We start from the raw sequence: 13,661 nt of genomic DNA, 5'->3' as shown, positions 1-13,661 counted from the left end.
AAGCGATCAATCAGCGCATAGCCTATTATATTTATGCCAACCAATTTTTAACTAGCGTCTCCACTCTTTCCAAATCATATAGGCGCAGAGCATTTAACAAGTGTTGATACCGTTGCTTGCCGAGTTGCTCGATAGTAAGTTCGCTGATGATTTTTTTACTTGCGCTCATATCGCCGCTTTCTGCGACTATAGCCAGCTTTTGCAATAACGGTTTGATTGGACTTAAATCGATATTTGAATCATCAATGGCATTTTCTTCACCTGTCGATTCGAATGTATTCTCAAAATCTACTTGTGCATAATGCTGCAAGGCTTTGAATACATCTTCAAATGCGTAGGGTTTGCCGATAAATTCCTGGAAGCCCTGGGTGAGATAATAGGTGCGTTCATGTTCCAAACTGGAAGCGGACACAGCAACCATGGGTGTGTTGCTATATGCAGGTAGTGTACGTAAACGGCGCAGCATTTCCAGACCATTTAAATGCGGCATACGGATATCGGTAAAAATAATATCGAACTGTTGTGCCTGACACATAGCAAGGCCTTCGCGGCCATCGTGCGCGGCGTAAGTTTCGCAGCCAATTTGTTGTAATAAATCCACCAGGATTTCACAACTCGCCTGATCGTCTTCCACTACCAACACTTTGCATTCTGTACCCAATTGTAACCGCTGGATTTGCTGTTGATTATCGCGCGAATCTAATACTACACTTTCACTTGCCAACGGCAAGCGTAAATGCGCGAGCGTGCCTTGCCCGAGAATACTGGAAAGTTTCAGGCTACCGCCCATGCCTTCTGCGAGATGGCGCGATAGTGTAAGGCCAAGGCCGGTACCACCGGCGTCTTCACCTGCTTGCCCTTGTTTAAAGGCCGCAAATAATTCTGCCAATTCCTGTTCGGAAATGCCGGGGCCGGTATCGCCGATAACAAATTCAACTTCACCGGCCAGATGCGCCACGTACAAACTCACGCTGCCTTCGGGTGTAAACTTAATCGCATTACCCAATAAGTTTAATAAAATCTGGCCGATTTTTTGCCGGTCACCTTTCACAATATAGGGATCGGGCAAATCAACCTGGGTAATTAAATTCAAGCCTTTATTTTGCGCACGGCCTACCATAATGGTTTGGATATCGGCGACTTCCTGATGCAGATCAAAATATTCTTTGCGCAGATTGAGCACGCCGGATTCAATTTTCGATAAATCCAGGACGTCGTTGATTAAACCTAACAGACGCTGACTCGACACCAGAATTAATTGCAAGCGTTCGCGCTGGCTGCCGACAAAATGTTCGTCGCGCATTAATAGTTGTGTGTAGCCCAGGACTGCATTAAGCGGTGTGCGAATTTCATGGCTCATATTGGCAAGGAAGCGACTCTTCGCATGGGTAGCTTCTTCGGCCGCTTCTTTCGCTAGCGACAATTGCTTTTCGATTTCTTTTTGTGCGGATATATCGCGGCCAATACCTAAAATTCCTACAGCCTCGTCAGACTCATCACGCACTGCTACTTTCAAAGTATCGAGCAAATAATGCTCCTGTTCACTCACGTGTATTACTTGTTCGTAGCGATGTACTTCGCGACTTTTTAATGCCTGCTGATCGTTGTGGCGGAAAAAATCGGCCAACTCGCGTGTAACTAACTGCTCTTCCGTTTTGCCGATGATTTTTTCTTCGGGTAAGCCCAACATTTTTGCAAAGGATTTATTGCAACTGATGTAAACACCGTCGAGGTTTTTAAACCAGATAGGATCGGGAATATTGTCCAGCAAACTGCGCAAATGTTGCTCCCGTGCACGCAGGGCGGTTTGCGATGCCTGTAATTGCTCCTGGGTTTGTTGTCGCTGTACCACTTCGTTTAATAACCAATCATTGGCTTTGCGCAACGCCTGGGTGTGCAACAATACTTCTGCTTCAAGCCGGGTTTGGTTTTCACGCAATAATTCAACGTGTTGCTGGCGGGTACGGATATAGGCGGATAATAAACCAATGACGGACAGACCAATGCCCAATACTACTAATTGCAGCAAGCTGGGTTGATACCAGGGACGAGGGTCGAGTTTTGCAGCAAGCGTCAATTCACGCGCGGCGGCCGCTACGCGCTGGGCTTCGCTGTGTTGGATATAACCCAGCGCGGACACTAAAAAAAAGACCAGGCCCACACCGATACACAATAATAAGAATGCTTGCGCATGGGCATTCTGACGGACACGTGGAACCGCCAACCATGCCAACAACGAGGTACACATCAACATGCCGACGCTATTGCCCATCCACCAAAAAGCCCAGGTTTTTCCCAATTCGCCACCGGGTACTATATCGAATAAATTCAGCGTATAAATTCCAACGCTGGCAGACATTATCGAGCAACCAAAAACACTCGCAATAAATACCAGGGTACGACGCAAGTTAACCAGCAGGTAATTAGTCAATAAACCGCGATTGAGGCGTGCGATTATCACCACTTGCAAAATATCAGCGGCAGCAATCATCGCTGCACCACCCCAGCTTGCATAACTGCGCCCTATAGCGGTATCGAAATGTAAAAATTGTGTTGCGAAAAATGCACCTAGAAATAATCCGGGCACTACACGTAACCCAAACAATAAAATGCCGAATAATGCGAGCCCTGCTGCCGGCCATACCAGGGACACTAATGAACTCAATGAACTCCAAGCCATGCCGAGTTCGACCAAAAGAAAATAGATCACTGCAAAACAGATGTTGAGCAGCGGCAATTTGGCATAGCGGTAAATGGATTTACGCGAGAGTTTCAGCACTGGTAATGCACCTTGTTATCGTCAGGCGATTATCAGGACAAACATTTTTCCAGTGCCTGATAATTCAGTTCTTCGGGTCGATGGTGGTGATAGCCCTGACCCCAGCTAACGCCCAATTCGTGTAATTGTTTTGCGACCTCAGCAGTCTCGACAAATTCGGCAATCACTTCTTTATCCAGTGAGGTTGCCATTTCGGCGATGGACTTCACCATTGCATAATGCGCCGGATCAGTATCCATATCGCGCACAAAAATACCGTCTATTTTTATTTTGTCGAACGCGAGTTGGTGCAAATACGCGTAGGAGGCAAAACCGCTACCAAAATCATCCAGCGCAAAATGGCAACCCAACTCGCGCAATGTCCGCATAAATTGTCGCGCCGAATCGACATTCACAATCGCTTGTGTTTCGGTAATTTCAAAACAGAATTTATGGGCCGGTAGATTGAGATGGGTAAAACTGTTGATAATGAATTGTGCAAATTGCGCTTCGCGAATGGAGATGGCGGAAAGGTTAATCGATACCAAATCCAACCGCTCTAATAATTGTGGATGCTGGGCAAATAAATTCAGCGTGTACGCGACAATCCATTTGTCCAACTCCGGGATCAAATGCAAACGCTCGGCCGGGCCAATAAACTCACCGGGCGAAATCATCCGTTCATGCTGCGCATCCCACAAGCGCAGCAACACTTCAAGGCGATATTGCGGACGCTCATTGCCAATAGTGGCGGGCAAATATTCGATCATCTGGAAGTAGGCGCGAAATAATTGACTGTGCACCGCATCAACCAGGCGCGAGGCCCAATTGATATTATCTTTGTGCAAGTTGCTGCGTTTAGCCGCGTCGTCATAACTGAAAATTCCGCCGCGCGCTTCGCGTTTGGCGACAAAAATAACTTCATCGGCCGCAAGCATCACTTGATCGTAACTCACCATAATACGGTTGAGCGGCACAGTGGCAATCGAGGCAGCCAATTTAAATTGGCGATCTTCCCACTGGAAATTAAATTGTTCGAGATGTTTGAGGATATTCTGTGCGAGCGCAAGACCTTTATCGCCTTCATCGCAATAAGTGACCACCGCAAAACGGTCACCGCCGAGACGCGCAAAAAAATCATTGCGGGTTAACAGCCCGGCAACACTATCGGCAAACTGGCGCAGCAATTCATCGCCCGCAATGCAGCCGCAGCTTTCATTTACCAAGCGGAAGCGGTCAATATCAATCAATAAAAAAGAGGCGCTGATATTTTGCACCTGGACATGTGCAAGCAATTCGGAGACATGGGCCTCAAGGGCATTGCGGTTATGCAGGCGGGTCACAAAATCGTGGGTAGCGAGGTAATTGAGGCGGTCTTGCATGTAGCGCCGCTCATTAATTTCCTCACGCAACTGGCGGTTGGCGATGGTCAATTCGGCGGTGCGCTCACGTACTTTGCCTTCCAGCTCGCGGTTGAAAGATTTCAACTCGGCAAGCATTGCCTGTCGTTCAAGTTGATGGCGCACACGCGAGCGCACTTCATCGGCATTAATGGGTTTGGTGATGTAATCCGCTCCGCCGACGCGGAAACCCTGGCTGATATCGTCAGCGCGGGCAGTCACAAAAATGATCGGGATTTCAGTAGTGGCCAGCTCAGCCTTTAGACGGGTACAAACTTCGAAGCCGTTCATATCCGGCATCATCACATCTAACAGGATTAAATCCGGCAGGCGCCGCGCGGCTAACTCCAGGGCGCGTTCGCCCGAGGTGGCCACAATCAATTGGCATTCCAGATCCTCCAGAATTCCGCTGAGGACATCCAGATTTTCGGGGGTATCATCGACCAGCAAAATACGCATCGCACTCGACATGACAATAAAATCCCTAACTATTGTTATCATCGGATAATAGCAGATGGAAAAAGAATAGCTACGCGCCGTTTATGAAGATTTGTTAGGGTTAAGCAGGTATCGGCGTCGCTGCGATATAAGCATCCACCATTCGATTAAGGCAATGCGCGCTTATTTGCGAAACCAGAGCACTAACAAGCCAAAGGCAGCAAAAATAATAGTTGCAGGTGACAGATCTGTGACTAACCAGTCGCGCACAGCATTTGCATCCTGCAGATCGTTCCACAAAAAATAACCGGCGGCCCCAAATGCGATTAGTGCAAACAGTTTGCCTTGGCTATCGCGGCGCTCAATTTTGTTGCGCTTGGCAATATCATTCGACAGCTGTTCCATACGCGCGGAAATTTGCGGCACTTGTTGCAGGCTGTTGAATACCAGGTCCGGTACCTGCGGAAATTTTTCCATCCATTCAGGCGCATAGCGTTTCAGCTCGCCCCACAGGGTTTTGGGGTGAAAGCGGTTTTTAAGCCAGCGCTCCAGGAATGGATGCGCGGTTACCCATAAATCCAGGTCGGGATAAAGTTGGCGGCCAAGACCTTCGATATTGAGCAGGGTCTTCTGCAAAAGTACAAGCTGCGGTTGTACTTCCATATCAAAGCGACGCGCGGTGCGGAATAAACTCAACAGCACATTGGCGAATGAAATTTCCTTGAGCGGTTTTTCGAAAATCGGCTCGCACACGGTGCGGATCGCCGCTTCCAATTCTTCCACGCGCACAGTAGCTGGCACCCAACCACTTTGCACATGCAACTCGGCCACCTGGCGATAATCGCGACGGAACATGGCGAGCAGATTGCGCGCTAAATAATATTGGTCTTCGCGGGTGAGCGATCCGACAATCGCCATATCGACTGCAATGTATTGCGGCAGTTGCGGATTTTTAGTGGCGACAAAAATATTGCCAGGGTGCATGTCTGCATGGAAAAAATTGTGCTCAAACACCTGGGTGAAAAAAATCTCTACGCCGCGTTCGGCGAGTTTTTTCATATCAGTTTGCTGTGCGCTGAGTGCAGCCACATCTGTCACCGGAATACCGTAGATGCGCTCCATCACCAGCACATTGCTGCGCGTGTAATCCCAGTAAACTTCCGGTACATACAGCAGCGGCGAATTTAAAAAATTGCGACGCAATTGCGAGCCGTTGGCCGCCTCGCGCTGCAAATCCAGTTCGTCGAAAATCGTGGTGCGGTAGTCCTGCACAATCTCTACCGGATGCAAGCGCTTGCCATCAAGCGTGCTCCTTTCAACCCAGCGCGCGATCAGCAATAGCAACTGCATATCTTGTGCAATGATATTTTCAATGCCGGGGCGAACCACTTTAATAACGACATCGCGACCGTCTTTAAGCACTGCAGTGTGTACTTGCGCAACCGATGCCGAGGCGAGTGGCGACACCTCATAACTCGCAAAAATATCATCGACTTTTGCGCCCAGAGAGGTTTCAACGATGCGCTGGAATTCTTCGTTGGGAAAGGGCGCAACATTGTCTTGCAAGTGATTGAGTTCCCGCACTATATCATCGGGTACCAGATCCGGGCGGGTTGATAGCAGCTGCCCGAATTTTACAAAGATCGGCCCAAGATCTTCACAAGCGCGACGCAGGCATTCGCCGCGCGACATTTTTTCTCCACCGGCTACGCGCGGCTGGGGAAATACTTTAAAAAACCCCAGCAAAACCCGCGCGGCAAAAGGCAGGTTGGCGGGAAGTAATTGATCCAGACGATAACGTGCAAATACGCGCAGGATTATTAATAAGCGAAAGAAGACCATTAAAAAACAATTCTCATTGTTGTAGGTTGGGGTGAGGAACGAACCCCAACATGACTTACTCGCACAACACAATAAGCTCCTTTCATGAGGGCGAATTGGATAGGATTTTTAGCGATTTATTCGCATTGTTTTGTTGGGGTTCGTTCCTCAGCCTAACGGCCCGCCCCAACCTATGATTTTCGCTCCGCAATTAGTTTTTCAACACGCGCAGCGGCGCGATCCACTGCCAAACGCAGGTTATCTACCTGTTGGTAAAAATCATTGAGCTCTGCTTTGCCCGGCACCGTTTTTAATTCTTCAGTCAGGAACTCACTGGTTAGGCGCTGGCCGTTTTTAGCGCGGTCTTTCGCCCAGCTTAATTTTGCGCGGATCAATTGTGCAGTTTGGTGGCCGATAATATCGCCGGTAAATTGGCTGAGCATTTCTTCCCAATCGATATCGAGATTTTTGACCAGCCGCTGCATGTCAGCGAGCAATGACAAATCACCCATCACCGTCACGCCACTGTCTTTGAGATTATGGATTTCGGTCTGTGACAATTGCGCCAGCGCAAGCAACGAGCCGCTAATGCGTGTATCCACATCGCCGTCCCAATTGCCCATCAAGCGCAGCTCATCATCCATCGGCATCACAAATATAGTGATGCCGGGGGTGGTGATTTGCAGGGCGATAATTTTGCCTTCCAACTGCGCAAGACCGATGCGCGTGGCGGGATCGTAACGCAGCGCGGCGTTAAGCATTTTTTCCGCGCTGGCGAGGGCGGCAATAGTGAGCGTGTTGGCCATCAGGGTTTGATGCCTTTATGCAGCGCGACAATTCCGCCCGTCATGTTGTGGAATTCGGTGCGCACAAAACCGGCGTTATCCATCATCTCTTTCAGCGTTTGCTGATCCGGATGCATGCGGATGGATTCGGCGAGATAGCGATAACTCTCGGCATCGTTGGTCACCAGCTTGCCCATAAACGGCAGCACTTTGAATGAATAGGTATCGTAAACCTTGCTGAGTATTTCGCTTTGCGGTTTGGAAAATTCCAGCACCAGCAAGCGCCCGCCCGGCTTCAATACACGCTGCATGGAACGCAGGGCCATGTCTTTGTCGGTGACATTGCGCAGGCCGAAGGCGATGGTAATACAATCGAAGGTATTGTCGGGGAAGGGCAGGAATTGCGCGTCGCATTGGGCGAAATTGATATTGCCGGCGATGCCGCGATCAGTCAGGCGGTCGCGCCCTACACCGAGCATCGACGCATTGATATCTGCTAAAACCACCTGTCCATTGACACCGACCAGCTTGGCAAATTGATAGCTTAAATCGCCGGTGCCGCCGGCGATATCCAATACTTTATGCCCGGCACGTACACCGGAGGCTTCAATGGTGAAACGTTTCCACAGGCGATGGATGCCACCGGACATCAAGTCGTTCATCACGTCATATTTCGCGGCGACTGAGTGAAACACCTCGGCGACGCGCTCGGCTTTTTCATCGACCGGAACTTCCTGAAAGCCAAAGTGAGTGGTTTTTTTATCGTTCATAGCGGAATCCAAAGGCAGGCAACCCAAGCGGGCAGGGTGACGGCATTGTACTGGCATTGCGTGGGCATTGCACAGTCGCGTGTGGGCACAAGCGCAAAGGTGATTAATGGCGGGAAAATTTAGATAGTTTTTCGGCAACCATTGCGTAAAATCCCCGCCCTGACTTGTCCCTATCATTTATTACTGCGCCCGTCGGAAGGAAAAACTTATGCGCATCCCCGGCTTAATTATTTTCGTTTTGTTGGCCAACTCCAGCGTCGCCAACGAACTCAAACCTTTCACTACCGATGGTTGCTCGCTATGGATGGATGGCACCCTCGAGCAGCCCAACCTCTGGCGCCACTGCTGTGTCGCCCACGATCTGGATTATTGGCAAGGCGGCAGCGAAGCCAAGCGCAAAAAATCTGATGAGAATATCCAGGCCTGTGTCAAAGAGGCGCAGGGCCCCGGCATGGCTAAGTATATGTATTCCAATGTGCGCTGGGGCGGCAGCCCTTATTGGATGAACCATTATCGCTGGGGCTATGGCTGGAATTATTGGGAGGGCTGGACGCCGCGCGGGTACAAAGAGCCCACGCCGGAAGAGCAGCAGCAAATTGATAAGCTCATGCCGCAGGCGCTGCAACTGATGGCCGACGATAAGTTGGTTAATCCTGCCAGCACCATCACCAACTCATCCAGTGGCATCGCGAGCAGTCGCGCTGTAATTAGTCAAACCACGGCCAGCAGTGCGGTAACGCAGGAAGTTTCACCCGCCAGATAATCGACACCAATAGCAACCCGCCCGACCACTGTGCAGCAACGCACAAATAATAATCGCCCGGAGTGTTTGAATAGGCAGGCTGCCGGGCAAGCCTGCCGGTAATTTATCTGCCAATTACCGGGGAATTCCCCAAGGAATTAATTATGCATAAGATCCATCGCTGGGCTGTGCGTTGTTTGGCTTCGGCCGCCTTTGCCATTGCCCTGCCGGCATCGGCCTATCTGCAATTTACTTACACCAGCCAGTCATTGCCATTAACGTCTTATTTGATCGAAGGCTATCCGCAGGATATTAACGAGATACCACTGCCGCCGCCCGCCTTCAGCATTTCCTTTACCGCGCAGGAACGGGATTTCGCCCGCAGCACCTCAGATGCTTACACTGCCACAGATTTGCAGTTTTCGCTGATTTCGCCCGAGGCCGAGTACATCAACTATCCGATCTTGCTCGACCCATCCTCTTACGGCCAAGTTACCCTTGGCCCGGATGGCAAAGTAGACAGTTGGGATTTGATGCTCCAGATTACCGAGCTGATTACACCGGAGACGAACCTGCTATTCCATCGCATGTACGATCACCATGTAAACATTGTCTCCAATAGTGAACACGGCGACCAGATAGTGAATCGCTTCCATCCCATCACCTGGCACGGCGAGTGGATACAGTTGGTGCAACTTGAACTGACCTTTGCCGATATGAAAAACCGCGGCATTTGGACGGTACAAAAAATAGCCCTGCCCGAACCGGGATTAGCAATACTTTTATTGTCCGGTTTGAGTGCGCTGACGTGGTCCCGCCGGAGGTGCAGAAGGACCGATGACGCCAATGAAAAAATAGGTGTGAAATCCGTTAACTAGATTACAATTGCGCTCCCTGCCATTTGGCCGGGAGCAGTTTTGCTGTAACAGCGCCTGGCTATTCTTGGTCTACCCTTCAGGTATGCCGGCCAGACGATCCATACCACCCAGAGGCGGTCACGTCGGCAAGTGTTAACTCCAGCCAACTCTATATTGGAGACCCCATGAAATTTCGTTTTCCCATTGTCATCATTGATGAAGACTTTCGCTCCGAGAACACCTCGGGTTTAGGCATACGCGCCCTTGCGGACGCCATTGAAAAAGAAAGCTGGGAGGTAGTCGGTGTTACCAGTTACGGTGACTTATCGCAATTTGCGCAGCAACAATCGCGCGCCTCTGCGTTTATTTTATCGATCGACGACGAAGAGTTTGGTAGCGGCTCGCTCGAAGAGACCGACCATGCACTTAAATCCCTGCGCGCCTTTGTAGAAGAAATCCGCTACAAAAACGCCGACATCCCGATTTATTTGTACGGTGAAACCCGCACCTCGCGCCATATTCCCAACAATATCCTGCGCGAGCTGCACGGCTTCATTCACATGTTTGAAGACACGCCGGAATTTGTGGCGCGCCATATTATCCGCGAAGCCAAATCCTACCTCGATGGCTTGGCGCCACCGTTTTTCCGCGCGCTGGTGCATTACGCGCAAGACGGCTCCTATTCCTGGCACTGCCCCGGCCATTCCGGCGGCGTGGCCTTTTTGAAATCGCCCATCGGCCAGATGTTCCACCAATTCTTTGGTGAAAATATGTTGCGCGCCGACGTGTGTAATGCAGTGGAAGAACTCGGCCAATTGCTCGACCACACCGGCCCCATCGCCGCGTCTGAACGTAATGCCGCGCGCATTTTTAACGCCGACCACTGCTACTTTGTCACCAACGGTACTTCTACCTCCAACAAAATGGTGTGGCATTCCACCGTGGCACCGGGTGATATCGTGGTCGTTGACCGCAACTGCCATAAGTCGATCCTGCACTCGATTATTATGACCGGCGCGATTCCCGTATTCTTAATGCCGACACGCAATAACCTCGGCATCATTGGTCCGATTCCGCTGGAAGAATTTACCCCTGAAAGCATCGCGCGCAAGATTGAAGCAAATCCATTTGCCCGTGAAGCGGCGAACAAAAAGCCGCGTATCCTCACCATCACCCAATCGACTTACGACGGTGTGCTCTACAACGTAGAGACGCTGAAAAATATGCTCGACGGTAAAATCGATACGTTGCATTTCGATGAAGCCTGGCTACCCCATGCAACTTTCCACCAGTTCTATAAAGACATGCATGCGATCGGCAAAGATCGCCCGCGCGCCAAAGAGTCGATGATTTTCTCTACTCAATCCACGCACAAATTGCTCGCCGGTTTATCGCAAGCGTCACAAGTGCTGGTGCGCGAATCTGAAAAAGTAAAACTCGATCAGGATGCATTCAATGAAGCTTATTTGATGCACACTTCTACCTCACCGCAATACTCGATTATCGCGTCCTGTGATATTGCCGCGGCGATGATGGAAGCACCCGGTGGCCATGCATTGGTAGAAGAATCCATTTTTGAAGCACTCGATTTCCGCCGCGCCATGAAAAAAGTGGACGAAGAATGGGGCCAGGATTGGTGGTTCCAGGTATGGGGCCCGGAAGAATTCGCCGAAGAAGGCATCGGTACCCGCGAAGACTGGGTATTGCGCAGCGACGACAACTGGCACGGCTTCGGCAAGCTCGCGCCGAATTTCAATATGCTCGATCCGATCAAAGCCACCATCGTCAACCCGGGCTTGTCAGTGAATGGCCAGTTCAGCGAAACCGGTATTCCAGCATCGATCGTTACCAAATATTTGGCTGAAAACGGCGTAATCATCGAGAAGTGCGGCCTCTATTCGTTCTTCATCATGTTCACCATCGGCATCACCAAAGGCCGCTGGAATACATTGGTAGCGGCACTGCAACAATTTAAAGATGACTACGACAAGAACCAGCCGATGTGGCGCATCATGCCCGAGTTTGCGCAAGCCAACCCGCGCTATGAACGCAAAGGCCTGCGCGATCTTTGCCAGCAAATCCACGACTTCTACAAGGCTTACGACGTTGCTCGCTTGACGACAGAAATGTATTTGTCCGATATGCAACCGGCGATGAAACCCTCGGATGCGTTCGCCAAAATGGCGCACCGCGAAATCGAACGCGTGCCTATCGACGAATTGGAAGGCCGCATCACTTCGATTCTGTTAACGCCATATCCACCGGGAATTCCGCTGTTGATTCCGGGCGAACGCTTTAACAAAACCATCGTGGACTATTTGAAGTTTGCACGCGATTTCAACGAGCGCTTCCCCGGCTTTGAAACCGACGTTCACGGTTTGGTAAAACGCGAAGTCGCTGGCAAAAAAGATTATTTTGTTGATTGTGTGAAGCAATAAAGTTCCCATTCGCAAAGTTTTTACTATAAATACAGAGGCTATCCTGCGTAAGTGGGGTGGCTTTTTTGTACCTGCAGGTAAGCCAAAAAGTCACCATCTAACAGGGAAATGTTATACATGTTCATTGGAATTCATGGAGTGCCATAACCGTAACATCACTCTATATGGCGCAATCGCAATATCGCGCCATATAAATTTTTTGTGGCGCGAACCAGCCTATCGCGCCATAATAACTCTATTATGCCAAAACAAATATCCCGCCTTGAATTGAATCCTATACTGGAAGTAGTCGCTGCTTTTCCAGACGGCGCCTCTATTCAACAAATCAGTGCACGACTCCATCTAATGATTCCTCGCCGTACCTTACAGCGTCGATTAATGTCATTAGTAAAACAAGACCAGCTAGAATGCATTGGGCAAGGATCGGCTACCCGTTATAGAACGACACCGAAAATCCAGCTCTATAAGAGAACTGATGGTCTCGCCGCAGGCAAGGCTGTTGAAATCACTTTTTACCCACCCTTATCAAGTCAAGGATTGGCCATTCGGGAAGCGATTGCACTTCCGATACAGCAGCGGCGACCTGTCGGTTATAACCGGGCCTTTCTGGATTCCTATCGTCCCAATAAAACCTTTTATCTTCCAGTAGAATTGCGGACGCAATTACATGCAATGGGAAGATCACATCAAGAGCAGCGTCCAGCCGGGACGTTCGCACGGCAGATTGTTAACCGATTACTTATCGACTTGTCCTGGAATTCCAGTCGTCTGGAAGGCAACACCTACTCGCTGCTGGAAACTCAATTGCTATTAGAAGCGGGAGCTATTGCTGAAGGTAAAAATGCGCTGGAAACCCAGATGCTGTTGAATCACAAGGCGGCGATTGAATTGCTAGTGGATCAGGCAGAAGAAGTGGGATTCAACCGTTATACCTTACTCAATTTACATGCGCTGTTATCTGAAAACCTGTTGGCTGATCCCGGTGCTTGCGGACGTTTGCGCGCGATTCCGGTGGGCATCAGTGGAACCGTATATCACCCCTTAGAGATGCCACAACAGATTGATGAATGTTTTACGCAAATTCTTAATTCAGCAGCGGCGATTACTGACCCCTTTGAGCAAGCATTTTTTGCCATGGTACATCTGCCTTATTTGCAGCCTTTTGAAGATGTGAACAAACGTGTGTCACGCTTAGCCGCTAATATTTCTTTAATTCAACACAATCTCAGCCCATTATCATTTGTGGATTTACCAGAGCAGATCTATGTTGATGCAATTATGGGGGTTTACGAACTAAATCGAATTGAATTATTGCGTGATGTATTCGCATGGGCTTATGAGCGTTCTTGCGCGCGCTATTCTGCCGTGCGTCAGTCATTGGGGCAACCTGACCCATTTCGATTAAAACACAAAATGCAGATTTCCCAATTAATCAGCAAGATTGTAAAAGAAGGAAAAGATAAATCCCAAGCAGCGCAATTAATTCGCAATGAAGCAAAAAATTTTGCTACCGAGCATGAATCCGCGCGCTTTGAGGAAGTAGTAGAAACAGAATTAATAGGACTGCATGAAGGCAATATTGCTCGCTATCGACTGCGCCCTGCCGAATATCAAGATTGGCAGACTATATGGAATGGATGAGCATTTAAATA

The 13,661-nt window shown here is 49.6% G+C and carries 9 protein-coding genes; 4 read left to right on the top strand and 5 right to left on the bottom strand.

Annotated elements, in window-relative coordinates; genetic code table 11:
• Positions 1 to 31: 31 nt before the first annotated feature.
• From AC1RJL_RS11060 to ubiE, 5 genes are all read right to left on the bottom strand, one after another.
• Positions 32 to 2,779 (bottom strand): ATP-binding protein, encoded by a 2,748-nt coding sequence (locus AC1RJL_RS11060; RefSeq protein ID WP_492913907.1) that lies wholly within the window; start codon positions 2,777 to 2,779, stop codon positions 32 to 34.
• Between the two features lie 32 nt (positions 2,780 to 2,811).
• The gene (locus AC1RJL_RS11055; RefSeq protein ID WP_492913905.1) at positions 2,812 to 4,629 is read right to left on the bottom strand and encodes a putative bifunctional diguanylate cyclase/phosphodiesterase; all 1,818 of its coding nucleotides are present in this window, start codon (positions 4,627 to 4,629) and stop codon (positions 2,812 to 2,814) included.
• 150 nt (positions 4,630 to 4,779) lie between these two features.
• The gene (gene ubiB / locus AC1RJL_RS11050; RefSeq protein WP_492913903.1) at positions 4,780 to 6,438 is read right to left on the bottom strand and encodes a ubiquinone biosynthesis regulatory protein kinase UbiB; all 1,659 of its coding nucleotides are present in this window, start codon (positions 6,436 to 6,438) and stop codon (positions 4,780 to 4,782) included.
• A 170-nt stretch (positions 6,439 to 6,608) separates the two neighbouring features.
• Complete coding sequence (locus AC1RJL_RS11045) at positions 6,609 to 7,223, bottom strand: ubiquinone biosynthesis accessory factor UbiJ (RefSeq protein WP_492913900.1); 615 nt, start codon at positions 7,221 to 7,223, stop codon at positions 6,609 to 6,611.
• Positions 7,223 to 7,972, bottom strand: coding sequence for a bifunctional demethylmenaquinone methyltransferase/2-methoxy-6-polyprenyl-1,4-benzoquinol methylase UbiE (gene ubiE / locus AC1RJL_RS11040; protein WP_492913898.1), 750 nt, complete (start codon positions 7,970 to 7,972; stop codon positions 7,223 to 7,225). Before ubiE ends, AC1RJL_RS11045 begins: the two co-directional genes overlap by 1 nt.
• 208 nt (positions 7,973 to 8,180) lie before the next feature.
• On the opposite strand from ubiE, the gene AC1RJL_RS11035 reads away from it, so the two are divergent.
• The 4 genes from AC1RJL_RS11035 to AC1RJL_RS11020 all read left to right on the top strand — a co-directional run bounded on the left by AC1RJL_RS11035 (position 8,181) and on the right by AC1RJL_RS11020 (position 13,650).
• On the top strand, positions 8,181 to 8,735 hold the full coding sequence (locus tag AC1RJL_RS11035) for a helicase (protein ID WP_492913896.1): 555 nt from the start codon (positions 8,181 to 8,183) through the stop codon (positions 8,733 to 8,735).
• 143 nt (positions 8,736 to 8,878) lie between these two features.
• The gene (locus AC1RJL_RS11030; protein ID WP_492913894.1) at positions 8,879 to 9,592 is read left to right on the top strand and encodes a hypothetical protein; all 714 of its coding nucleotides are present in this window, start codon (positions 8,879 to 8,881) and stop codon (positions 9,590 to 9,592) included.
• A 164-nt stretch (positions 9,593 to 9,756) separates the two neighbouring features.
• On the top strand, positions 9,757 to 12,009 hold the full coding sequence (locus AC1RJL_RS11025) for an Orn/Lys/Arg family decarboxylase (protein WP_492913892.1): 2,253 nt from the start codon (positions 9,757 to 9,759) through the stop codon (positions 12,007 to 12,009).
• 240 nt (positions 12,010 to 12,249) lie between these two features.
• Positions 12,250 to 13,650 (top strand): Fic family protein, encoded by a 1,401-nt coding sequence (locus AC1RJL_RS11020; protein WP_492913890.1) that lies wholly within the window; start codon positions 12,250 to 12,252, stop codon positions 13,648 to 13,650.
• Positions 13,651 to 13,661: the final 11 nt, after the last annotated feature.

Source organism: Cellvibrio sp. GW822-FHT04B05 (genome assembly GCF_058800985.1).
The sequence above is the reverse complement of the archived record's forward strand: the minus strand, read 5'-3'. Positions and strand labels throughout refer to the sequence as shown.

Bases quoted from the DNA above. Each gene is read 5' to 3' on its own strand.
- AC1RJL_RS11020 (WP_492913890.1), top strand. From the start codon at position 12,250: ATGCCAAAACAAATATCCCGCCTTGAATTGAATCCTATACTGGAAGTA.
- AC1RJL_RS11045 (WP_492913900.1), bottom strand. From the start codon at position 7,223: ATGGCCAACACGCTCACTATTGCCGCCCTCGCCAGCGCGGAAAAAATG.
- AC1RJL_RS11035 (WP_492913896.1), top strand. From the start codon at position 8,181: ATGCGCATCCCCGGCTTAATTATTTTCGTTTTGTTGGCCAACTCCAGC.
- ubiE (WP_492913898.1), bottom strand. From the start codon at position 7,972: ATGAACGATAAAAAAACCACTCACTTTGGCTTTCAGGAAGTTCCGGTC.
- AC1RJL_RS11030 (WP_492913894.1), top strand. From the start codon at position 8,879: ATGCATAAGATCCATCGCTGGGCTGTGCGTTGTTTGGCTTCGGCCGCC.
- AC1RJL_RS11025 (WP_492913892.1), top strand. From the start codon at position 9,757: ATGAAATTTCGTTTTCCCATTGTCATCATTGATGAAGACTTTCGCTCC.
- AC1RJL_RS11055 (WP_492913905.1), bottom strand. From the start codon at position 4,629: ATGTCGAGTGCGATGCGTATTTTGCTGGTCGATGATACCCCCGAAAAT.
- ubiB (WP_492913903.1), bottom strand. From the start codon at position 6,438: ATGGTCTTCTTTCGCTTATTAATAATCCTGCGCGTATTTGCACGTTAT.